Origin of the sequence: Aliirhizobium wenxiniae (assembly GCF_014201355.1) — a bacterium.
GTDB lineage: Bacteria > Pseudomonadota > Alphaproteobacteria > Rhizobiales > Rhizobiaceae > Neorhizobium > Neorhizobium wenxiniae.
In genome coordinates this window covers 779,312-800,165 of record NZ_JACHEG010000001.1, presented here as the reverse complement: position 1 = coordinate 800,165, position 20,854 = coordinate 779,312, and the positions used below count along the sequence as shown (strand labels likewise).

The 20,854-nt window shown below is 56.3% G+C and carries 18 protein-coding genes; 7 read left to right on the top strand and 11 right to left on the bottom strand.

Annotated features, from left to right (window positions below):
• Nucleotides 1–79: 79 nt before the first annotated feature.
• Entirely contained in the window at nucleotides 80–1,219 is a 1,140-nt protein-coding gene (locus tag HNQ72_RS03895) for a calcium:cation antiporter (RefSeq protein ID WP_183989698.1), read from the bottom strand.
• Nucleotides 1,220–1,438: 219 nt separating this feature from the next.
• Between HNQ72_RS03895 and HNQ72_RS03890 the strand changes: the two genes are divergently transcribed.
• The gene (locus HNQ72_RS03890) at nucleotides 1,439–1,705 is read left to right on the top strand and encodes a DUF2188 domain-containing protein (RefSeq protein ID WP_112505080.1); all 267 of its coding nucleotides are present in this window, start codon (nucleotides 1,439–1,441) and stop codon (nucleotides 1,703–1,705) included.
• 84 nt (nucleotides 1,706–1,789) lie between these two features.
• Here the strand turns inward: HNQ72_RS03890 and HNQ72_RS03885 are convergent, their stop codons facing one another.
• The 4 genes from HNQ72_RS03885 to trxB all read right to left on the bottom strand — a co-directional run bounded on the left by HNQ72_RS03885 (nucleotide 1,790) and on the right by trxB (nucleotide 5,689).
• Nucleotides 1,790–2,911 carry an alkene reductase gene (locus HNQ72_RS03885; RefSeq protein ID WP_183989696.1) on the bottom strand — a complete coding sequence of 374 codons (1,122 nt, stop codon included), beginning with the start codon at nucleotides 2,909–2,911 and terminating at the stop codon, nucleotides 1,790–1,792.
• A 46-nt stretch (nucleotides 2,912–2,957) separates the two neighbouring features.
• Complete coding sequence (locus HNQ72_RS03880) at nucleotides 2,958–3,260, bottom strand: ArsR/SmtB family transcription factor (RefSeq protein WP_183989694.1); 303 nt, start codon at nucleotides 3,258–3,260, stop codon at nucleotides 2,958–2,960.
• Nucleotides 3,261–3,809: 549 nt separating this feature from the next.
• Nucleotides 3,810–4,712 carry a LysR family transcriptional regulator VtlR gene (locus HNQ72_RS03875; protein WP_148147523.1) on the bottom strand — a complete coding sequence of 301 codons (903 nt, stop codon included), beginning with the start codon at nucleotides 4,710–4,712 and terminating at the stop codon, nucleotides 3,810–3,812.
• A 2-nt stretch (nucleotides 4,713–4,714) separates the two neighbouring features.
• Nucleotides 4,715–5,689 carry a thioredoxin-disulfide reductase gene (trxB, locus tag HNQ72_RS03870; RefSeq protein WP_183989692.1) on the bottom strand — a complete coding sequence of 325 codons (975 nt, stop codon included), beginning with the start codon at nucleotides 5,687–5,689 and terminating at the stop codon, nucleotides 4,715–4,717.
• A 317-nt stretch (nucleotides 5,690–6,006) separates the two neighbouring features.
• Here trxB and HNQ72_RS03865 point away from each other — a divergent pair, with 317 nt between their 5' ends.
• The 3 genes from HNQ72_RS03865 to HNQ72_RS03855 all read left to right on the top strand — a co-directional run bounded on the left by HNQ72_RS03865 (nucleotide 6,007) and on the right by HNQ72_RS03855 (nucleotide 8,385).
• Nucleotides 6,007–6,474, top strand: a complete 468-nt coding sequence (locus HNQ72_RS03865) for an Lrp/AsnC family transcriptional regulator (RefSeq protein WP_183989690.1) — start codon at nucleotides 6,007–6,009, stop codon at nucleotides 6,472–6,474.
• 248 nt (nucleotides 6,475–6,722) lie between these two features.
• Nucleotides 6,723–7,403 (top strand): glycosyl transferase, encoded by a 681-nt coding sequence (locus HNQ72_RS03860; RefSeq protein ID WP_308422326.1) that lies wholly within the window; start codon nucleotides 6,723–6,725, stop codon nucleotides 7,401–7,403.
• Nucleotides 7,404–7,485: 82 nt separating this feature from the next.
• Complete coding sequence (locus HNQ72_RS03855) at nucleotides 7,486–8,385, top strand: glycosyltransferase family 92 protein (RefSeq protein ID WP_183991284.1); 900 nt, start codon at nucleotides 7,486–7,488, stop codon at nucleotides 8,383–8,385.
• An 89-nt stretch (nucleotides 8,386–8,474) separates the two neighbouring features.
• Here the strand turns inward: HNQ72_RS03855 and HNQ72_RS03850 are convergent, their stop codons facing one another.
• From HNQ72_RS03850 to greA, 3 genes are read right to left on the bottom strand one after another with little or no spacing between them, the layout of a single operon-like run.
• The gene (locus HNQ72_RS03850; protein WP_183989688.1) at nucleotides 8,475–9,338 is read right to left on the bottom strand and encodes a 3-deoxy-manno-octulosonate cytidylyltransferase; all 864 of its coding nucleotides are present in this window, start codon (nucleotides 9,336–9,338) and stop codon (nucleotides 8,475–8,477) included.
• A gap of 48 nt (nucleotides 9,339–9,386) precedes the next feature.
• Nucleotides 9,387–10,424, bottom strand: coding sequence for a glycosyltransferase family 4 protein (locus tag HNQ72_RS03845; protein ID WP_244654343.1), 1,038 nt, complete (start codon nucleotides 10,422–10,424; stop codon nucleotides 9,387–9,389).
• 52 nt (nucleotides 10,425–10,476) lie between these two features.
• Entirely contained in the window at nucleotides 10,477–10,953 is a 477-nt protein-coding gene (gene greA / locus HNQ72_RS03840) for a transcription elongation factor GreA (RefSeq protein WP_148147529.1), read from the bottom strand.
• Nucleotides 10,954–11,194: 241 nt separating this feature from the next.
• On the opposite strand from greA, the gene HNQ72_RS03835 reads away from it, so the two are divergent.
• Nucleotides 11,195–12,427, top strand: a complete 1,233-nt coding sequence (locus HNQ72_RS03835; RefSeq protein ID WP_183989686.1) for a putative DNA modification/repair radical SAM protein — start codon at nucleotides 11,195–11,197, stop codon at nucleotides 12,425–12,427.
• A complete protein-coding gene (locus HNQ72_RS03830) occupies nucleotides 12,427–13,875 on the top strand; it encodes a UdgX family uracil-DNA binding protein (RefSeq protein WP_183991280.1) in 1,449 nt (482 codons plus the stop codon). Before HNQ72_RS03835 ends, HNQ72_RS03830 begins: the two co-directional genes overlap by 1 nt.
• 395 nt (nucleotides 13,876–14,270) lie before the next feature.
• Here HNQ72_RS03830 and HNQ72_RS03825 read toward each other — a convergent pair whose 3' ends face one another.
• From HNQ72_RS03825 to carB, 3 genes are all read right to left on the bottom strand, one after another.
• Nucleotides 14,271–15,476: a T6SS phospholipase effector Tle1-like catalytic domain-containing protein gene (locus HNQ72_RS03825; RefSeq protein WP_183989684.1), complete on the bottom strand. Its 1,206-nt coding sequence runs from the start codon at nucleotides 15,474–15,476 to the stop codon at nucleotides 14,271–14,273.
• Between the two features lie 113 nt (nucleotides 15,477–15,589).
• A complete protein-coding gene (locus HNQ72_RS03820; RefSeq protein WP_183989681.1) occupies nucleotides 15,590–16,048 on the bottom strand; it encodes an SRPBCC domain-containing protein in 459 nt (152 codons plus the stop codon).
• Nucleotides 16,049–16,151: 103 nt separating this feature from the next.
• A complete protein-coding gene (gene carB, locus HNQ72_RS03815) occupies nucleotides 16,152–19,634 on the bottom strand; it encodes a carbamoyl-phosphate synthase large subunit (RefSeq protein ID WP_183989674.1) in 3,483 nt (1,160 codons plus the stop codon).
• Between the two features lie 278 nt (nucleotides 19,635–19,912).
• Here carB and HNQ72_RS03810 point away from each other — a divergent pair, with 278 nt between their 5' ends.
• A complete protein-coding gene (locus HNQ72_RS03810) occupies nucleotides 19,913–20,851 on the top strand; it encodes a phosphatase PAP2 family protein (protein WP_183989667.1) in 939 nt (312 codons plus the stop codon).
• The last annotated feature ends 3 nt before the right edge of the window (nucleotides 20,852–20,854 follow it).

The window sequence follows — 20,854 nt, the reverse complement described above, 5'->3', positions numbered from 1 at the left end:
GACGCCGGCGGCAAGCGCAACTCATTGATAGATTGAATCCGGAAACCTTTCCAGGCGGTTGATGCTGCTGTTCTTTTCGTCATAAGCCCAGGAAGGTCAGCATGACGAACGTGGCGAAGAGCACAAAATGCGTCATGCCTTCGATCGCGTTCGTCTGCCCGTCATTGAGGTTGATCGCCGCAACGATGAGAGTGATTGCCACCATGACCGTCTGGACCGGTGTCATCGCCATGAGGAAGGGCTGACCGGTGTAAAGCGCAATGGCTTCCATGACCGGTACGGTTAGGATGACGGTGGAAAGAGATGCGCCCATGGCGATGTTGACGACCGATTGCATGCGGTTCTTGAGCGCCGCGCGCAGTGCGGTCAGAATTTCGGGGGCCGCCGAAATCGACGCGACGACAACAGCCATCAGGGCAGGTGGGGCACCTGTTCCCTCAAGCCCTTCATTCAAGAAGGCGGACATGAATTCGGCGAGAAAGCCGATAATCAGGACGCCGACCAGGATGATGGTGATGGAGACTGTGGCAGATTCCCGTTCTTCGGTCTCCTCGGCCGGCTTGGGCGGGGTGTGCGTGGGCGCGGCAGCAGAGCCGACACCGGAAGCGGCTGCAGCCGTAGCCTGGCTGCGATAGCTATAGCTGAAGAAATAGCTATGGGTACCGACCTGCATCTTGAGGAAAAGCGCATAAAGGGCCACCATCGCAAAGATGGTGAAGGCGGAATAATAGTGCCATTTGGCTTCCGGAATGAATTCCGGGACGATCATGGATATGCCCATCGCCGTCAGGATCATGGCGCTGTATGTGCGGCTCGAATCGTCGTTATAGGGCTGCTCTCCGTGCCTCAAGCCGCCGAGCAGAGCCGCGAGCCCGAGGATGCCGTTGATATCGAGCATGACTGCCGAATAGATCGTATCACGCACCAAGGTCGGCGAGCTGCTGCTTCCCATCATGATCGCAAGAATCAGCACTTCCACTGCGACTGCGGAAAGGGTGAGGATCATCGTGCCGTAAGGGTCACCGACCTTATGTGCCAGGACCTCAGCATGGTGGGCCACACGGGTGGAGGCCATGACAATCACGACGATAAGCGCGCAGGCCGCGATCATCGACACGAATTGCCCTTGCTCCAGCAGTGTGTGTTCGAACAGGTAGGAGAGGATCGCAAATCCGAATGCGATAAGAAGAAAGCTCTCCTGTTTCAAAATTGCCGTCATCTTGAATGCGCTCCTGTTCGTACCGATCATCTAACGCTGCAGTGCAGCGCATCAAGCACCCTTTGATAAGAGGGCGAGCATTTGCGCTATTTGGACGATAATGCCATTATTTCTTTGGTGGCCTGGAACTCTGTTACGGTCTTTTGCATCTTCACCACGGTGCCGCAGGCGGACAGATGTCCGATGTGTTGTGATGCGGCCACGCGTTAAGGAGGATTTATGACCAAGGTCGTTTACAAGATCGTGCCGCATGACGGCGGTTGGGCCTATCGTCTCGGCGATGTTTTCTCCGAGACTTTTCCAAGCCGCTCAGATGCAATGCAGGCTGCGCGCATCGTGGCGGCGGAACAGCAGGTTGGCGGCGAACCGGAAGAGATCAGCTGGCAGGACGACAAGGGTGTCTGGCACAGTGAACACAGCGACGGAGGCGATCGCCCTGAGGCTGAGGTTCAGGATGGTGACGGCGAGCAGGCAGGTGCGCGCTAGCTCACGTGTGATCGTCGCGAACTCGAGTTCGCCCATGACAGCAAAAGGGCCGCGTTAAGCGGCCCCCGGTTTCGTTGATTACTTTCAGGCAGCCGTATCGAGGTTGGGATAATCGGTATAGCCCTTTGCGCCACCGCCGTAGAGAGTGGCCTTGTCCAGCTCGTTGAGCTCAGCGTTCGTTTGGAAGCGCTCTACCAGATCCGGGTTGGCGATGAACAGTTTGCCGAAAGCCACTGCATCGGCATACCCGCTTTCCACGGCCTGCTCGGCTGCGGCCTTGTCGTAGCCATTATTGACCAGCCATGCTCCTGAGCCGCCGGCCTTTCGGTAGATATCCTTCAATTCGTGATAATTGAACGGCTTGCCGCCTTGGGTGAAATCGCGATCTCCGCCCGTTGCGCCTTCTATGACGTGAATGAAGGAAAGGCCGCGCGAGCCGAGTTCGTGCACAAGGTGGTTGAACAATGGCTGGGGCTGGCTTTCAGTAATGCCATTGGCCGGCGTCACCGGCGAGAGGCGGATGCCGACGCGACCAGCACCGATTTCCTTCGCCACAGCATCGACAACTTCGAGCGCGAAGCGAACGCGATTTTCGATCGAACCGCCGTATTCGTCCGTACGCTGGTTCGCGCCGTCCTTGAGGAACTGGTCGATAAGGTAGCCGTTTGCTCCATGGATTTCCACGCCGTCAAAGCCGGCATCGATTGCGGCGCGCGCACCCTTTGCATAATCGGCGACAATTCCAGAAATTTCGGCGATCTCCAATGCGCGCGGAGCAGAGGTCTCGGCGAAGGCGCCATTTCCATTTTCATCGATGATGTACGTCTTGCCGCCAGCCGGGATTGCCGAAGGGGCGACGGGTGCTGTGCCATTCGGCTGCAGCGAAACGTGCGATACGCGGCCGACATGCCAGATCTGGGTGACGATCTTTCCGCCCTTCTTGTGAACGGCGTCAGTTACCTTTTTCCAACCTGCAATGGCCTCAGGGAGGTAGAGGCCTGGCACATCTGCATAGCCCTGACCCTGCTGAGTCACGGGCGTACCTTCGGTTATCAGAAGTCCGGCTGAGGCGCGCTGTTCGTAATATGCGGCGTTGAGATCGTTCGGAATAGCTTTGGGCGAGCGATTGCGCGTTAGCGGCGCCATGACGATCCTGTTCGCCAGTTCAATGTCACCAAATTTCACCGGGTCAAAGAGGGTGGTCATTCTAGAAGTCCTTTTACCTTTGGCGTAGTGGAGGAGGTAAGCTGAATCAGAGTGTCGATTTCAGCTCATTCAGGAAGGAAGCGATATTTTCTTCGTCGCGGCTGTAAAATGCCCACTGGCCGACGCGGTTCGTCTTGAGCAGTCCTGCCTTTTCGAGTGTGGCAAGGTGGGCGGAGACCGTTGATTGGGACAGCCCGCACTTCTTTTCAAACTGGTTGGCGCAGATGCCCATTTCCAGAGGATGAGCCTGGTTGCAGAAGTGCTCCTCAGGTGTTCGCATCCATTCAAGAAAGGATACCCTCACCGGGTGGGCTAACGCTTTTAGAATTTCCGTCTTGTCGGTTGTCATCGTATATCGCCTCCATTCGATATGTAGATCGGAATTTTTCGATTTAAAGAGGCAAAAAAATCGGGCCAACGGATTTCTCCGCGGCCCGTCAAGTGTGAAGGTCAAAAAACCTCCAGAGGGGAACAGTCGACGCGGATGGCGGGAAACCATCGTGCCATCGACTGATATCAATATGGGGTTGCACACGGCTCCACACAAGGGGCTTGGTGAAGATATTAAACGCAGAGACATGATTATTGCTGCAGCAGATTGGCGCAGCTTTGTGCGATTAGGTGCAAAAGGCAAAAAAAGAGGGCCACCGGATCGCTCCAGGGCCCTTTGAAGTGTGAAGGTCAAAAATGAACCTCCAGAGGGGAACAGCTGCTGCGGTGGAACTGGGAGGAAAGCCACCATGTGCATCAGCTGAGTGCGATATGATGGTTTTTTGTGCATTGCGCAATCATATTTTGTGCAAGACTGCCATGCTTTGGGCGCATGGCTTTGTCTTAAAACTTGCATAAATGCAAGAGTCAGGCAGCAACACGTTGGATTTGCTTTGTGTGCCGGAATTTAGAAATTCCAGTTTCTGGCTTTCGTGACGATAAAGTCGCGGAAGGCTTTCAGCTTTGCCGCGTTCTTCATTTCATCCGGGTAGCAGAAATATGTGTCGAAGGTCGGAATGTCGGCATTGATGGCCAGCTGAATCAGTCCCGGATCCCGTCCAACGATATAATCCGGCAAAACGGCGATGCCGATGCCGAGCAGGCAGGCCCGCTTGATTGAGGTCTGGCTGTTGATCTGCAGATGCGGGGCGCGCGTGTTATCAGAGTTGCGGCCAGCATATTCGAGCCAGTTTACATCCAGCAGATAGTTCGGCGCGGGTTCGCCGAAGGTAATGATCCGATGGTTGTCGAGATCTTCGACGGTTTGTGGCTCACCGAAGCGGTTGATGTAGGACGGTGCTGCATAGACATGCATATGCACAGTGAAGAGCTTGCGCTGGATGAGATCCGACTGCTGTGGCTGGCGAAGCCGGATGGCGCAATCGGCATGGCGCATGTTGACGTCGACTTCTTCGTTGTCGAGAATCAGCTGCACGGACATTTCCGGGTAAAGCTGCAGGAATTCCTGCACCTTGTCTGTCAGCCAGCCCTGACCGAGGCCGACCGTGGTGGTGACGCGCAGCTTGCCGGAAGGCTTGTCCGTCGTCTCCGTCAGCTGGACCTTGACGGTTTCCAGCTTGAGCAGGACGTCATGGGCGGTGCGATAGAGCAGTTCGCCCTGTTCGGTCAGGATCAGGCCGCGGGCATGGCGGTGAAACAGCTTTACGCCCACGTCCTGTTCGAGGGCGCTGACCTGGCGGCTGATCGCCGACTGGGACAAATGCAGCTTGTCGGCGGCATGCGTGAATGAACCGGCTTCGGCTGCCGCATGAAAAATGCGCAATTTATCCCAGTCTAAAGGAACGCCCATGCTTACTCCGCAGCTATGGAGACCGGCTGGATGCCGGCCAAATAACGCTCGGCCTCAAGAGCGGCCATGCAGCCCATGCCGGCCGCGGTGATCGCCTGCCGGAAGGTGTCGTCGGTCACGTCGCCCGCGGCAAAGATGCCGGGCACGTCGGTTGCGGTCGAATCGGGCGCGGTCCAGAGATAGCCGCCAGCCTTCATCTTGAGCTTGTCCTTGAACAGTTCCGTTGCCGGCGCATGGCCAATGGCGACGAAGACGCCGTCGATCGGCTGTTCGGTGATTGCGCCGGTCAGCGTGTTGCGCAGCTTGACGCCTTCCACGGAAGGCGGAAGCGGCGGCTTTGCAGGCTTGCCGGTGATCTCGTGGATCTCGGTATTCCACAGGACATTGACATTGGGGCGCTGGAAGAGGCGCTCGCGCAGGATTTTTTCCGAGCGGAACTCGTCACGGCGATGCACGACGGTGACCGACTTGGCGATGTTCGACAGATAAAGCGCTTCCTCGACGGCGGAATTTCCGCCGCCGACGACGATCACATCCTTGTTGCGATAGAAGAAGCCGTCGCAGGTAGCGCAGGCCGATACGCCAAAGCCCTGGAAATGCTGTTCGCTTTCAATGCCCAGCCATTTTGCTTTTGCGCCGGTCGCAATGATGATCGTGTCCGCAGTCCAGACTGTTCCGGAATCAGTCCTGACGGTGAAGGGGCGGGCGGTCGTCTCGACTTCGGTCACGAGGTCGTTGACGATCTCTGCGCCCACATGGGTTGCCTGCTTGAGCATCTGCTCCATCAGCCATGGCCCTTGGATCGGATCGCCGAAGCCCGGATAGTTTTCGACATCGGTGGTGATCATCAGCTGGCCGCCCTGTTCCATGCCGGCGATCAAGACCGGCTTCAGCATGGCGCGTGCTGCATAGATGGCGGCGGTGTATCCAGCGGGGCCTGAACCGATGATCAGCACTTCCGTGTGACGAGCGGACATGAATATTTCCTTTCAAGCGCGGATAGGAACTCCGCCCCATATAGGAAGGGCGTTTTTGTTCTGCCGCTTTTTGACTGTCATCTAATGTCGATCCATGCGTCAGTGCAAGGGCAGGCTTGCATTAACAACAGGACAGTTGGTCGCGAGCGTATGGCGCCGAGAACCGGATTTGGCATGCGGATTGTAATAACGTCCCCAAATATCCCTGCGAACTTTGCTTGCAACATCTGGTGCGCGGTTCCGCGGGGCTGTATTTGCTTACGCCTTGCGTTAAACGCTGTTTCGATTAAAAGCCATCCCATCCAAGGGGGAATACCGTGCTCCGCGCCGATCTCGATGCCATCGATATAAAGATTCTGAAGGAGCTCCAGCAGGACGGGCGCATCACCAATGTGGAGCTGGCCGAACGTGTCGGCATTTCGGCGCCACCCTGTCTTCGGCGTGTACGCAAGCTGGAAGAGGCCGGCATCATCGAGGGTTATCACGCGCTCCTGAACGGCCAGAAACTAGGTTTTGACCTTACCGCCTTCTGTATGGTCGGATTGAAACGTCAGTCCGATGCCGACCTGAAGGGATTTTCCTCCACAGTGCAGCAATGGCCGCTGGTGCGAGAGGCTTGGATGGTGAATGGAGACAGTGATTTTCTGTTGCGCTGTACCGCAGAGAACCTGACGCAATTCCAGGACTTCGTTATCGAGGTGCTGACTGCTGACGAACATGTCGATACCGTGAGGACAATGCTGACGATCCGGCAGGTGAAGCAACTGGGTTTGGTGGAAGTTTGACGCTGATATCGCGACCTGATCGCCCATTTTTCCGCTCCGCGACGAAGCTTGCCATCAAGCTGTTTTTCGGACGGCAATGGTCCCATGCGCAGGATTGGCTTCCCGGTCTCGAAATTGAGCGAGTCACAGATTGCAGCGAAGGGGCTGTCGTTTACAAAAATGATCGTATCGTATCGCTCTACCGTGCGTCCGTTCTCAAGGCGGCTGCAGGTCCGATAATCCATATTGTCGGCTCAGGTCCATCGCTGATGCGAAATGACATGGGCCGGATGGGCCGCGGAACTGGTATATTACTCAATGGAGCTATCAGTCTTATCGGTTCGCCCGTCGCCGAACCACTAGGATTGGCTATCGAGGATGAACGCTTCGTCTGGCGACATTTCGATCTCATGCGCCAGAAAATACGGCCGGGCATGATATGTCTTTTTTCCGTCGCCGTTATCAGGGCTATCTGCGAACGCGATCGCGAATGGCTGCGCGACAAGACGATCATTCTCATCGACAATATTCGCAAACCATATAGGGTGGCTCGGCGCACCATTCCGCAGGTCCGCGAGCTTGGTATTCCGATCGCGAAAAGCGAGGGAGAGGCAGCCATCTCGCTCGATCCCGATGCCGGAGTGTTCCAGGGAGGTTCGGTCGCAATCAGCGCCCTCCAATTTGCACTTTATTGCGCGCCCGAGAGGATCGGAATGTTCGGGATCGATATTTCCAATGCCAACCAGCCGCGCTTCTATGAAACGAAGAACGATATCGCCTACTCAGGTATCGCCAGGGCTGAGGCCCGCATCCTCTCCTTCTTTTCCCTTGTTAAGGAGGTGGCGGCTGAGCGAAATATAGAGTTGCTCAATTTTTCTTCAGTGTCGGCGCTTTTGAAATGCGGTTTTCCCTATGATGACCGCTTTGCATCCCTAAATTCCGAAGGCTAATTTTAGCAGGTTGATGTACGGCATCGGCCTGATCGCCGTCGAGACCTTTCGCGGCTTCCAATACACGGAAACGAACATGCGCTTGTTTGGCAAAAAGAAGATCTTCACCAGAAACCTGCTGATTTCTCCACCGCAGCCGCGCGATGATCGACACGGTATCGTGATCGCGGCGCGGGCTAAGAATGAAGCGCCTTACATCGCGGACTGGCTTCTGTTTCATCGGGCCGTCGGAGTGCGTCACTTCTACATTTACGACGATGGATCGACGGATAGGACCTGCGACGTCATCAGGGAAGTGCTCTCCCCGGAGGAGTTCACCATTTTTCCATGGAGCAGCCGGATGGTCGACGAGGGGTCGAAGCAGTTTCTCGACACGCAGGTCATCGCTTTTGCGCACGCGATCCTGAATTTCGGCGCGTCGTGTAAATGGATGGCCTTCATAGACGTCGACGAATTCCTGCTACCCAAAAAGGGAAGAACCATTGAGGAGGCGCTAGAGGGGGCTGCCGGATTCCCCGCCGTGTCGCTGCCATGGCATATGTTTGGTACCAGCGGTCACAAGACTAAGCCCGTCGGTTCGAGCCTTTTGAACTTCACTATGCGTAGCGTCATTCCGAGCAATGACAAAAAGAACGGGATGGCATTCAAATGTATAGTCGACCCTTGTGAAGTCGAGCAGGTGGGAGTGCATCATTTCTGGACCCGGACGTTCGGTGAAATAAATTCCAACGATGCGGGCAAGCGTGCGACACGTGACGGGCGGAAGGAAAAAGCGTTCTATTCGTCGGAATTCCTGCAACTCAATCACTACTATAGCCGCTCCATGCAGGAACTCATGGAAAAAATCGACCGTGGGAACGGAAGATCAAGCGAGCGATATCGGCAAAGCGTATTGCGAACTCTGCAGCGGGTTGAAGCGGATACCATTGAAGATTGCGGAATGATCGACTTCCTGAAAAAGCACGATATCGATCTGTCGTAAGCTGACACAGCAGCATGCCGGTGCAGGGCTTGCGTGCTGTACCGGTTGCTTTGCAGGTCAGGCAAAAGATTTTTGCAGGAGGAGTGCGTTTATTTCCGCTCGGCTGCCAGAATTCGGTCTTTCTTGGATTTGCGTTTCATAGCTTTGAAGCCGTCATAGAGGAAACGCAACGGCGCGGTGACGGAAATCAATCGGTCGATATGGCGTTTATTGCCTTCAAGCTGCATAGATAGCGTCTGCAAGGATGCGAACAGAACATCTTCGGTCTTCAGATCCGGGAAGCGCTGGAGAAGCCGGGCATAGGGGTTTCGAACGGTCTTTCCGGAAAATTCGAGGCGGTCGTTTATTGCAAGGAGATTGAGCACGGATTGCTCGAAGACCCAGTCGTGAACCAGGAACAATTTCCACTTTTTGCCACGGGTGGCCGAAAATCCGGTCAGCACGATCTTTGAAGCCGGAACATGTTCATAAAGCCAAAGGGCCATGGCAAAGCCTGAGCTTGCCGTGTGTTCCTGTGGGTAAAGATCATGGAAGTATTCGGCGAGATCGAGGGTTCCTGCCGGGGCCTGCTTGAACTGCGAAGGCTCCATCAGTCGTTCGAATTCGACAGTTCTCATGTTCATCACGCCGAGAAAACCCGGAGCAGGCAGAAGCGCAACCATTTGCCCGAGAATGTCTCGATAAACGAGTTCTGATCCTGCCTGATTGCTGCGCGTGACAAGGATGGAGTTGCCGACGAATGGTTCTTTCAACACCTTGTTGACGCGATTGAAGAAAATGAAGAGAGCCGTGTCGGGGTAGGACGAACGAATAGCGTCGAGCGTTTGGTCGTCGCTGTTGGCGACAAGCACGAAATGGGAAAACCTGGAAAAGAAGCTCTGCCATTCCTCATGCGAGCACAAATTTTCTGTCGTCAAAGCCGGTATGGTCTGTCCGTTGTCGGTCGTGGTCATTTCACATCTCTTTTAGGCGAGCTGATTTTCTTGATCATCGGATAGGTCTCACCCTATCAACGCTTCATATAGACGATTTAAAGACCTTGCCTCATTCTCCAGCGCGAACGTGTCGCGCGCATGTCGGAGACCTGCCTTTCCATGCAACGCAGCGAGTGACGGTGCCGCGAGGTAGGTACAAATTGCATCACGCAATGCGCCGTAATCTCCGGCCGGTACGCAGGCACCGGTTTCGCCTTCAACGATCATTTCTGCGTAGGCGCCGGCGTCGCTCGCAACGACTGCGGTCTGCGATGCCATCGCCTCCAGTGGGGTCAAGCCAAAGCCTTCATTGCGCGAAGGGGCGACGTAAAGGTCAAGCCGACGGTACCAGGGCCTGATGTCGTCGACTTCACCGAGAAATACAATCCGTCTTTCCAGTCCTGCTTTTGCGATGCCGGCCTTCAGGCTGTCGGCAAAACCCTTGTTTTCTGGCGTTATTCGACCGGAGATTACTGCCGTCCAGTCCGGATATTGCGGTAGAAGTTCAATCATCGCCTTGACGAAGAGGTCGGTACCTTTCTGGTGGCGGACGCGTCCGAAGCAGCCGACGAGCAGGGTTCCGGGCAGGCCTGTGGCGGCTATCGTGTCGTCTTGAGCCTGCGGAGGATGAAAAAGGTCTAGGTCAACGCCGTGACGGATCACCGTATGTTCGACTTGTAGGAAGCCACCTGAGCGACTGTTGGTAGCGGCTACGGCATCCATTCTGCGGATGAGCCAGCGAGTATATGAGCTGTGATGGCGCTGGGCAGCCGAGGTGAAGATCAGTTTTAGCGGCATGCTCAGCACGTATTTGAGAATAAGGCCGGCGAGCATCTCATTATTACGGCGGGCATGCCAGATACGGTGGCGCCGCCCGACTGGCGGGCGCCACAGGCCGAAAAGGCCCGTCCAGCGGATATGCGGAAGATATGCCGGAAGACCAGGTCCAAGCGTTGCGATCCGTATACCCAATTTCATCTGGTAAGGGACCAGCTGCACGATGGTGGAGGTTACACCGGAAAGTCGCTTCTTGAAATTTGGTGCGATGACGTCGACATCCTTGATGTCGACGCTGCTTGCGCCCACTTGTGCAGGCGTTTCGCCTTCGGTCACTGTATCAGCCCCAGGAAACGGAAAGAATCTCGTAGGCCTTGGAGCCGCCAGGTGCAACGACTTCGATCGATTCGCCTGCTTCCTTGCCGATCATAGCGCGGGCGATCGGGGAGGAGATTGAGATGCGACCGGCCTTCACGTCGGCTTCCTGATCGCCGACGATCTGGTAGGTCTTTTCCTCTTCGGTATCTTCGTCGACCAATTTTACAGTGGCACCGAACTTTACCTTGGAGCCGGACATCTTGGAAAGGTCGATGACTTCTGCGCGGGCTGTCAGGTCTTCCAGCTCGGTAATGCGGCCTTCGTTGTGGCTCTGGGCTTCCTTGGCAGCGTGATACTCAGCGTTTTCCGAAAGGTCGCCATGGGCGCGCGCTTCCGCAATCGCTTCGATGATACGGGGACGCTCCTCCTGCTGCCTCCAGCGCAGTTCTTCCTGCAGCTGGACAAAGCCGTTCTGCGTCATCGGTACCTTTTCAACCATTTTCTTGTCCTTCAGGGGCGTGCCCGCGGATGCCGCGAACACAAAAAGAAACAGGTTCCGGAGCGTGAACTTCGGAACCATCGCAATATCAAAATGTAGGGTCACTATATCAGAATTTCGACGTTCCTTACGAGGAATTTCGAAACCATGCCATATCTCCCGCGTGCCACATGTGATGTGAACCGCGCCCGTTTGTCAATCTCTTGACAGTGGCGACTGGAACATATAGTGAACATTGACAATGAAGAAGTCGCTGAAAGAACGATTGGCGATCCTTTCGGACGCCGCAAAATATGATGCTTCCTGCGCGTCGAGCGGGACGGTGAGGCGCGATTCCTCGGCAAGCGGAGGGCTCGGTTCGACCGAGGGATCGGGTATCTGTCATGCCTATGCACCTGATGGTCGCTGTATCTCGCTTCTGAAGATCCTGCTTACCAATTTCTGCATTTACGACTGTGTTTACTGCATCAATCGTTCTTCCAGCAATGTGGAACGTGCGCGTTTTACGCCGGAAGAAGTGATCTGGCTTACGCTCGAATTTTACCGCCGCAACTATATCGAGGGGCTTTTTCTGTCTTCGGGGATCATCCGCTCCTCCGATCACACCATGGAAGAGATGGTGCGGATCGCCAGGGAATTGCGGACGATCCATAACTTCCGTGGCTACATCCATCTGAAGTCTATCCCTGAAGCTTCTGCTCATCTGATCGAGGAGGCGGGGCTTTATGCGGATCGTCTTTCGATCAATATCGAATTGCCGACCGACGCCGGGATCGGGAAATTCGCACCGGAGAAGCAGCCGGCGAACATTCGTCGCTCAATGGGGAACCTGCGACTGAAGATCGAGGAAATGGCGGAGCCGACATTGCAGACCAAGCGCCGGCGCAAATTCGCGCCGGCGGGGCAGAGCACGCAGATGATAGTCGGGGCCGATGGCGCATGTGATGCCACGATCCTCGGCACCAGTGCCAGGCTTTACGGAAGTTATGGATTGAAGCGTGTCTATTATTCCGCCTTCAGTCCCATCCCGGATTCGTCGAAAAAGCTGCCGCTGATCAAACCGCCATTGATGCGTGAACACCGGCTCTATCAGGCCGACTGGCTCTATCGTTTCTACGGGTTCGACATTGAGGAAATTACGTCGGGACGTGATGGTGGAATGCTCGATCTCGATCTCGATCCAAAACTTGCCTGGGCATTGTCTCATCGCGATCGGTTCCCAGTCGATGTCAACCGTGCAGATCGCGAGATGTTGCTCAGAGTTCCGGGCTTCGGCACCAAAGCGGTCAACGGCATTCTGTCGTCTCGGCGGTTCCAAAAACTCAGGCTGGATGATCTGAAGCGACTGAACGTATCGCTCCGGAAGATACAGCCCTTTGTCATCTGTGACGGCTGGACGCCACACCGGCTGGTCGACCGGTCTGATCTTCGCGCCATGTTTCAACCTAAGCCGGAGCAACTGTCGCTGTTATGATGTTTCGCTATTCCTTGCGGGGGCGGGGCGATCTTGATGAATGGCGGGATGCGGCCCGGGGTTTCATGATGGCCGGAATTACTCCTGAATTCATCGAATGGCGGACGATGGACGATGCTGACGGCCTGTTTGGCTTCGATGACAACAGATTTCCGCCGCCGGCAAATCCGCCACCGAAAATCAGTGTGCAGCCTTCTTTCATCCGGTTAGCTGAAGCGGTTATCTGCCATTCCGATCCGACCCGATTTGCACTTCTCTATCGGCTGCTGTTCAGGCTTTTCCATTCGCATGGTCTACTCAACATGGCGACCGATCGTGATGTGGCTGCGGCGCGTCAGTTGGCGAAGTCGGTCGGGCGTGACTATCACAAGATGACGGCTTTCGTGCGCTTCAAGGAAATTCCGCTGCCGGAGGGGAAGGTGGGGCGGCGGCGCTTTGTGGCGTGGTTCGAGCCGGATCACTTCATCGTTGATCGCGTGGCACCATTCTTTCAGCGGCGGTTTACCGACATGGACTGGTTGATTGCCACGCCCAAGGGGTCGGCTTCTTGGGATGGCGAAAAACTGAAGGTGAACGACGATCCTGCACCAAGGCCAGATCTTCGTGATGAGACCGATGATCTCTGGCGCACCTATTATGCTTCCATCTTTAATCCGGCGCGATTGAAGGTGAAGATGATGATGGCCGAGATGCCGAAGAAATACTGGAAGAACCTGCCCGAGGCGGAGCTCATTCCCGGCCTGATCGCCAAGGCAGAGGCAGATGTGCTTGAGATGGCCGTCAGGCGAGCGAGCGAGCCTTTGCCGTTCCATCATCGCATTCAGGAGGCCGCGGCGAGGGCGGCGACAATTCCTCTGCCTGCTGCGGGCACACTCGCTGCGGTCAGAGAAGCCGCACGCTCCTGCACGCGTTGCGACATCCATTGCCTCGCAACCCAGACGGTATTTGGAGAAGGGCCAGCGGATGCCGACGTGATGGTGATCGGCGAACAACCTGGTGACCATGAAGATCTGGTGGGGAGGCCGTTTGTCGGGCCTGCGGGAACGCTTTTCGAGGAGGCGCTGAAGCTCGCCGGGATTGAACGCGACAGGCTTTATGTCACCAATGCAGTGAAGCACTTCAAATATCAGCCGCGTGGGAAAAGGCGTATCCACCAGAAACCCAACATGGGGGAAGTTCGGCAATGCCGCTGGTGGCTGCGCCAGGAACTGGAACTGGTAAAGCCGAAACTTATCGTCGCAATGGGTGCGACGGCGCTCTTCGCTTTGACTGACATGCGGCAGAAGCTGGCAGATATTCGCAGCGAGCCAATCGCAATGGAAGAAGGCAAGACGCTATTCGTTACCGTTCACCCATCCTACCTGCTGCGTATTGTTGATGAGGATTTGAAACAGAAGGAGATTGACCGCTTTCGCGGAGATTTCGCGTCGGTGAAACGGCTCATGTGAGCGGCAACCAGGTTTTCAACAGGCCCATGCTGCATTGCGGTATCGTTTCGGAGCGTAAATGGTGCAATGCGAGACATGGTGGCGACGAAATCCGGCCGTTAGTTTTTACCTTTTAACGTTCCCGTCGAGTGCTTCAAGACAGGTGGAAAATTCACGCTTAGCGTTGTTCCCGGAGCAACCCCGGAGGTGCCGCCCGATGACGAGGCGGGTCGCAAGCCTGATCATGTCCGTCTGCGTCGCATTTGCGATGTGGACGACGTTGGCTTTCGGATCACTTCTGATGTGGAAATTCCTCCGGGATTATTCCGGATGAATGTGGTCCATGATGGGCCATGGCCGCCTTTGCGAAAGTAGAGGCGGCCGATCGCCGGCCAATCAGTTCGGGAGTGGTTTGATCAATCCACGTAGATCGGATCTTTCGGCAGATTGGGGGGATTATAACCACCCTTCTGCATACGGGTGCGCACGGAACTGTGCAGCATGGCGCTCTCTGGGATAAAACGACGATCCCGCAACGGGATATAAATCGAGCGACGATCGCCACGCTTGCGCCATGAGTTTTCAGGTACGCGACGAGGAAGATACTCCAGCGGTTTCCAGCCGAGGCTCATGGAATCGTGCAGGTCTGCCGTTGCGTTCAGGCTGACATATCTGTTGTTACGTTGTCCTTTGACAATATCTTCAACGGTTTGGGTTCGATAAAGCAAGCCCGTCGGTTCGGTCTCTCTAATCATCCATTCGAGTGGGATCTTGACTTGGCCACTGTCCGGCTCGGGATAGCCGCCGCCGACATCGCCATGCACGCCCGCAAACCAGACCTGCTTGAAGTTCTGTTTCCCCTTCACTTTCTTGAAGGGGCTGCCTCTGTAGTCTTGATCGGGAATCCATAATTCTGGCTGAAACATCGTGCGACGTTCATCTATGGCCACGGCATGGCGTACCCATTCGACGCTGGGATTCATATTGGAAAAGGGGTGCGTCTTCATCTGCAGCCAATGCTTGCCCGGCTCGATGACGGAGGCAACCGTATCGAACAGGCCGAGCAGTTTGATTGGCGGGCGCCCGGTGCGCAGTGTTCGCTCATAGAGACGCATCGAGGCGAAGGCCGAGCGTCCCTCGTCTTCCTGAAGTTTGTCGTGGTCAACCTCTTCCTGGGCAGGGATGCCTTTATAGGTGTTGTAAGCATAATCCAGGAGGTTGAGATGCTGGCTGCTCATGAGGCCGAGCGCGTGGATAAATCCAGCTAGAACCCTTGCAGAATAGGCTCCGCGGCTAAACCCGAATATATAAATGCGGTCGCGATCCCTGTAGCTGCCATTCTTGTCTTTGGTCCCAGGATCGTAATTCTCGATGAGAAAACGGTAAGCTTCCTTGATGTTCTGGTCCATGCCCCAGCCGGTGGCCAGTCCCCAGATCTCGATCGTATTGCGATAAACCTTCGACCAGGCGTTGCTGGCGCCGAATGTGCCTACGCCGGGATCGTAATAGACGATCTGCTGCTCCGACCGCTCCAGTGCTCCAAAGAGGCGCAGAATATTGGTGCGATCCGCTGAAATCTCGTTCGATGTGCCATCGAACAGAATGACGATGTTCTTCGACATGAAATCCCCTCAACTTAGTTAAATCAAGTTAGGGTGCATTTTTTCCATTTGCAACTGAAGGTTTTGTTTCTGATGGCTATATGCGTTGCATGTATCGCCGTATAGCTTTGGTATCAGCTGCGCTTTTTTATGGTGGAGAGCACGGTTTCCAGCCGGTCCAAATTCTGCTCATTGGCGGCAGAGAGAAATTTCTCGATATCGCGATTGTCCTGGGTGTCTTCGAAGGACATGCGCCAGGTAAGGCGTGTTCCGTTGTCATCGTCGTGGTAGCCGATCTCAAGGCCGAATGCGTGCATCGGTCCGTGATGAAACGCAGCAATACGCTCATCCTGCCGGATCTCGTCGAAAGTCCAGTGATTCTCGAAGTCGGTGTCGCTGGAGGATGTCATGACAATCACCCATGTGCCGCCATCGACGAAGTCGAATTTCTCGATGCGGTTGGTGAAACCGTGTGGTCCCCACCACTTTTCCAAGAGTGTCTTGTCGGAAAAGGCTCTGAACAGCGTGGCGCGGTCCGTGGCGAAGACACGTTCGTTTTCGATGACAAGCGAGCGGTTCACATCATCATTCATGGTCTTCCTCCGTCCCGGCATCGTTTAGTCAAGTTATCGACCGGGTAGATAGCGGAGCGAAAAAGAGCCGGTCAACAGGAATGCTGACCGGCTCTTATATTGCTTAGAAGTAGGCCTGCAGCGGGCGAACTTCGAGATTGCCGGCTTTCAACGCCTTGATTGCCATGGCGGCGGCTTCGGCACCTGCCATGGTCGTGTAATAAGGCACTTTCTGCATCAGGGTGGCGCGGCGAAGCGACTTCGAGTCCGAGATGGCCTTGTTGCCGTCGGTCGTGTTGATGACGAGCTGGACCTGGCGGTTACGGATGGCGTCCTCGATATGCGGGCGGCCTTCCAGCACCTTGTTGATCTTGGTAGCCTCGATACCGTTTTCGGCCAGGAAGCGCTGGGTGCCTCCGGTCGCGAGAACCTTGAAGCCGATTTCGGTAAGGATCTTGATTGCCGGCAGGACGCGGTCCTTGTCGGAGTCGCGGACGGAGACGAAGACCGTGCCTTCGCGCGGCAGTTCCACGCCTGCGCCGAGCTGCGACTTGGCAAATGCCAGCGCGAAATCGGTGTCGAGGCCGATGACTTCGCCGGTCGAGCGCATTTCCGGACCGAGCAGGGTATCGACACCAGGGAAGCGGGCGAACGGGAAGACGGCTTCCTTGACGGCGATGTGCTTCAGGTTGCGGGGATCCGGCTTTTCGCCATAGGCGGAAAACAGCGGGTCAAGCTTTTCGCCGGCCATTGCGCGGGCGGCAATCTTGGCGATCGGCGCGCCGATGGTCTTGGCAACGAAAGGCACCGTACGCGAGGCGCGCGGGTTGACTTCAAGAACGTAGACCGTGCCGTCCTTGATGGCGAACTGGACGTTCATCAGGCCGACGACATTCAGCGCTTTCGCCATGGCCTTGGCCTGGCGTTCCAACTCGTCGATCATCGCTCCGGAGAGGGTACGTGGCGGCAGTGAACAGGCCGAGTCGCCCGAGTGGATGCCAGCTTCCTCGATATGTTCCATGATGCCGGCGACGAAGACATCAGTGCCATCGCACAGGCAGTCAACATCGACTTCGATGGCATTCGACAGATAGCTGTCGAACAGAAGCGGGTTTTTGCCGAGCAGAGTGTTGATCTGGCCGGTCTTGTCGTTCGGGTAACGCTGCTTGATGTCTTCCGGAACCAGTTCCGGAACCGTGTCGAGCAAGTAGGTCTGCAGCTGGCTTTCCTGATGGATGATCTGCATGGCGCGGCCACCCAGAACATAGGAGGGGCGTACGACCAGCGGGAAGCCGATCTCGCCGGCAACCGTGCGAGCCTGTTCGACCGAGTAGGCGATACCGTTGTTCGGCTGCGTCAGGTCGAGCTTCATCAGCAGCTTCTGGAAGCGGTCGCGGTCTTCAGCGAGGTCGATCATGTCGGGCGCGGTGCCGAGGATCGGGATGCCGTTCTTTTCCAGTGCTTCGGCAAGCTTCAGCGGGGTCTGGCCGCCGAACTGGACGATAACGCCGACGACTTCGCCCTTTTCCTGTTCTGCACGCAGGATTTCGATCACGTCTTCGGCCGTCAGCGGCTCGAAATACAGGCGATCGGACGTGTCGTAGTCGGTGGACACGGTTTCCGGGTTGCAGTTGATCATGATCGCTTCATAGCCGGCATCCTTCAGCGCGAAGGCCGCATGGCAGCAGCAATAGTCGAACTCGATGCCCTGGCCGATACGGTTCGGGCCACCGCCTAGGATAACGACCTTCTTGGCGGTCGAGACTTCGGCTTCCGAACGCAGTTCACCGACGAAAGGCGTCTCGTAGGTCGAGTACATGTAGGCGGTCGGCGAAGCGAATTCGGCGGCGCAGGTGTCGATACGCTTGAAGACCGGACGCACGTTGAGCGCGTTGCGGTGTTCGGCGACTTCCTTCGGACGCTTGTGGGTCAGCGAGGCGAGGCGGGCGTCGGAGAAGCCCATGGCCTTCAGCATGCGCAGGTTTTCGGCGTCTGCCGGCAGGCCGTGCTCGCGGATGCGGGCTTCCATGTCTACGATCGCCTTCAGCTGGGCGATGAACCACGGGTCGATCTTGCAGGCCTCGTGGACTTCGTTCTCGGTCATGCCGAGGCGAAGCGCCTGGGCGACCTGGCGCAGACGGTCCGGCGTCGGGGTGCCGATCACGGCGCGGATGGCGTTGTGGTCATCACCTTCGCCAAGGCCGGGGATCTCGATTTCATCGAGGCCGGTCAGGCCGGTTTCCATGCCGCGCAGCGCCTTCTGCAGCGATTCCGCGAAGGTACGGCCGATGGCCATGACTTCACCAACGGACTTCATCGCGGTGGTCAGGACCGGCGATGCGCCCGGGAACTTTTCGAAGGCAAAGCGCGGGATCTTGGTGACGACGTAGTCGATCGACGGTTCGAACGAGGCAGGGGTTGCGCCGCCGGTGATGTCGTTGTCCAGTTCGTCGAGCGTGTAGCCGATGGCGAGCTTGGCCGCGACCTTGGCGATCGGAAAGCCGGTAGCCTTGGATGCCAGTGCCGACGAGCGCGAAACGCGCGGGTTCATTTCGATGACGACGAGGCGGCCATCGGCAGGATTGACGGCGAACTGCACGTTCGAACCGCCCGTTTCAACGCCGATCTCGCGCAGAACCGCGATCGAGGCGTTACGCATGATCTGGTATTCCTTGTCGGTCAGCGTCAAAGCCGGCGCGACAGTGATCGAGTCACCAGTGTGAACACCCATCGGATCGATGTTCTCGATCGAGCAGATGATGATGCAGTTATCCGCCTTATCGCGGATCACTTCCATCTCGTATTCCTTCCAGCCGAGAACCGATTCTTCGATCAGCACTTCGGTGGTGGGGGAAGCGTCGAGGCCGGAGCCGACGATCTCGAAGAACTCCGAACGGTTATAGGCAATGCCGCCGCCGGTGCCGCCGAGGGTGAACGATGGACGAATGATGGCAGGCAGGCCGACGACGTCGAGCGCCTGTGCGCCGATCGCCATGGCATGGGCCATGTAGCGCTGCTTGCGGTCGCTTTCGCCGAGATTCCACTGGTTTTCCAGTTCGTCGAGCGCCTTGTCGAGTTCTGCGCCGGAAAGCTTACCCTTCAGTTCGGCGCGCGAGGCTTCATGGGCCTTGCGATCGGCGTCCTTGATGTCGGTGGCATTGGCGAGCATCGACTTCGGCGTTTCCAGACCGATCTTGGCCATGGCTTCGCGGAAGAGTGCGCGGTCTTCTGCCTTGTCGATGGCGGCCGGCTTGGCGCCGATCATCTCGACATTATAGCGGTCGAGAACGCCCATCCGCTTCAGGGAGAGCGCGGTATTAAGTGCGGTCTGGCCGCCCATCGTCGGCAGAAGCGCGTCGGGGCGTTCCTTGGCAATGATCTTGGCGACGACTTCGGGTGTGATCGGCTCAACATAGGTTGCGTCGGCAAGACCCGGATCGGTCATGATCGTAGCTGGATTGGAGTTGACCAGGATGACCCGGTAACCTTCTTCGCGAAGCGCCTTGCAGGCCTGGGTGCCGGAATAGTCGAATTCGCATGCCTGGCCGATGACGATCGGACCCGCGCCGATGATGAGGATCGATTTGATATCTTGGCGCTTTGGCATGGTCTCTATCCGCTCTTTGTCTGCGCGAAAAACCGGCACGGGGCATGGGTAGCTCCGGTCGGGTCACGTGCGCATCATTTTTCTGGCTAGACGCGGCTTATAGGCAAATGTGCGGCCAATGAGAACCCCATAAATGGGCAAATCGACAGGAAAAGCTAAAGCCGTCGATAGGGAGGCACGAACCCGAATAGGATGGTGGCTATTTTACCGAAATCATCATCAGGACTTTAACCTTGGCAGAGTTATAAAACGCCGGGGAAAAGGGTTGGGGCGATCCTATGACGTCGGAGTTGGCGGTTGCGCGAGGCATCCTCTTGGGGCTGACGCTTGCGAGTTATCCTGTGGTGTTCGGCTTGGCGGCGCTTATAGGACTGAATATTGATCCGAAGAGCTTTATGGTTGTCGGTTGCTATTTCGGAGCGATGCTGGCGTTCTTCGGCGGCTATTGCCATCTCCGGCGTATTCATATGCTTGGTTACGTTTTCGAGACAACGTTTTGCATGATACTGGTATCCAACGCGGTGCTTATTTCAACCTATATCGCGATGCTGCTCGATATGCCGCTTGCAGATCAGGCGCTCGTGCGCTGGGACGCGACACTGGGTATCGATTGGCACAGCCTTATCTCGTTTGTCGACAGTCGTCCTCTGCTTGCCGAAGCGCTCGGCTTTTCCTACCAGACCTTTCTTATTCAGCTTTTGGCGGTGCCATTTCTGTTGGTCGTCTCGAGAAAAGCGCTACGCGCCTATCATATGGTCATCGCGTATGCCCTGATTGGCTTTATCTCGAGCGTGTTGGCGATCTGGTTTCCAGCGCTTGGAACGTATGCTGTCTATGGTTTAGCACAGGCAGAACTTGTCAATATCAATGCGCATTTCGGCTATTTCTTTCTGGACCAGTTCAATGCGGTAAGGACTGATCCCAATTTTGTGTTGGCACTCGAAAACTCCGCCGGAATTCTCACCTTCCCATCCGTCCATGCTGCCGTTGCAGTGCTATGTGCATGGGCAAGCTGGGCAGTGAGGCTCATTCGTATCCCTATGCTGCTTCTTAACATCTTGATGGGAGCCTCGGCTGTAACTCATGCCAATCATTATGTCGTGGATGTGATTGCTGGGATCGTCGTTGCGGCTGCATCCATCGCGCTGGTGACGTGGTTGACCCGGCGGCGCTGGTCGAAAAGGGAGGCTGCCAATCCGGTGCTGGTGCCTGCGTGATCA

Bases quoted from the DNA above. Each gene is read 5' to 3' on its own strand.
- carB (WP_183989674.1), bottom strand. From the start codon at position 19,634: ATGCCAAAGCGCCAAGATATCAAATCGATCCTCATCATCGGCGCGGGT.
- HNQ72_RS03880 (WP_183989694.1), bottom strand. From the start codon at position 3,260: ATGACAACCGACAAGACGGAAATTCTAAAAGCGTTAGCCCACCCGGTG.
- HNQ72_RS03850 (WP_183989688.1), bottom strand. From the start codon at position 9,338: ATGACCACGACCGACAACGGACAGACCATACCGGCTTTGACGACAGAA.
- HNQ72_RS03885 (WP_183989696.1), bottom strand. From the start codon at position 2,911: ATGACCACCCTCTTTGACCCGGTGAAATTTGGTGACATTGAACTGGCG.
- HNQ72_RS03860 (WP_308422326.1), top strand. From the start codon at position 6,723: ATGCGAAATGACATGGGCCGGATGGGCCGCGGAACTGGTATATTACTC.
- HNQ72_RS03820 (WP_183989681.1), bottom strand. From the start codon at position 16,048: ATGAATGATGATGTGAACCGCTCGCTTGTCATCGAAAACGAACGTGTC.
- HNQ72_RS03895 (WP_183989698.1), bottom strand. From the start codon at position 1,219: ATGACGGCAATTTTGAAACAGGAGAGCTTTCTTCTTATCGCATTCGGA.
- HNQ72_RS03835 (WP_183989686.1), top strand. From the start codon at position 11,195: ATGAAGAAGTCGCTGAAAGAACGATTGGCGATCCTTTCGGACGCCGCA.
- HNQ72_RS03825 (WP_183989684.1), bottom strand. From the start codon at position 15,476: ATGTCGAAGAACATCGTCATTCTGTTCGATGGCACATCGAACGAGATT.
- HNQ72_RS03890 (WP_112505080.1), top strand. From the start codon at position 1,439: ATGACCAAGGTCGTTTACAAGATCGTGCCGCATGACGGCGGTTGGGCC.
- HNQ72_RS03830 (WP_183991280.1), top strand. From the start codon at position 12,427: ATGTTTCGCTATTCCTTGCGGGGGCGGGGCGATCTTGATGAATGGCGG.
- trxB (WP_183989692.1), bottom strand. From the start codon at position 5,689: ATGTCCGCTCGTCACACGGAAGTGCTGATCATCGGTTCAGGCCCCGCT.
- greA (WP_148147529.1), bottom strand. From the start codon at position 10,953: ATGGTTGAAAAGGTACCGATGACGCAGAACGGCTTTGTCCAGCTGCAG.
- HNQ72_RS03810 (WP_183989667.1), top strand. From the start codon at position 19,913: ATGACGTCGGAGTTGGCGGTTGCGCGAGGCATCCTCTTGGGGCTGACG.
- HNQ72_RS03875 (WP_148147523.1), bottom strand. From the start codon at position 4,712: ATGGGCGTTCCTTTAGACTGGGATAAATTGCGCATTTTTCATGCGGCA.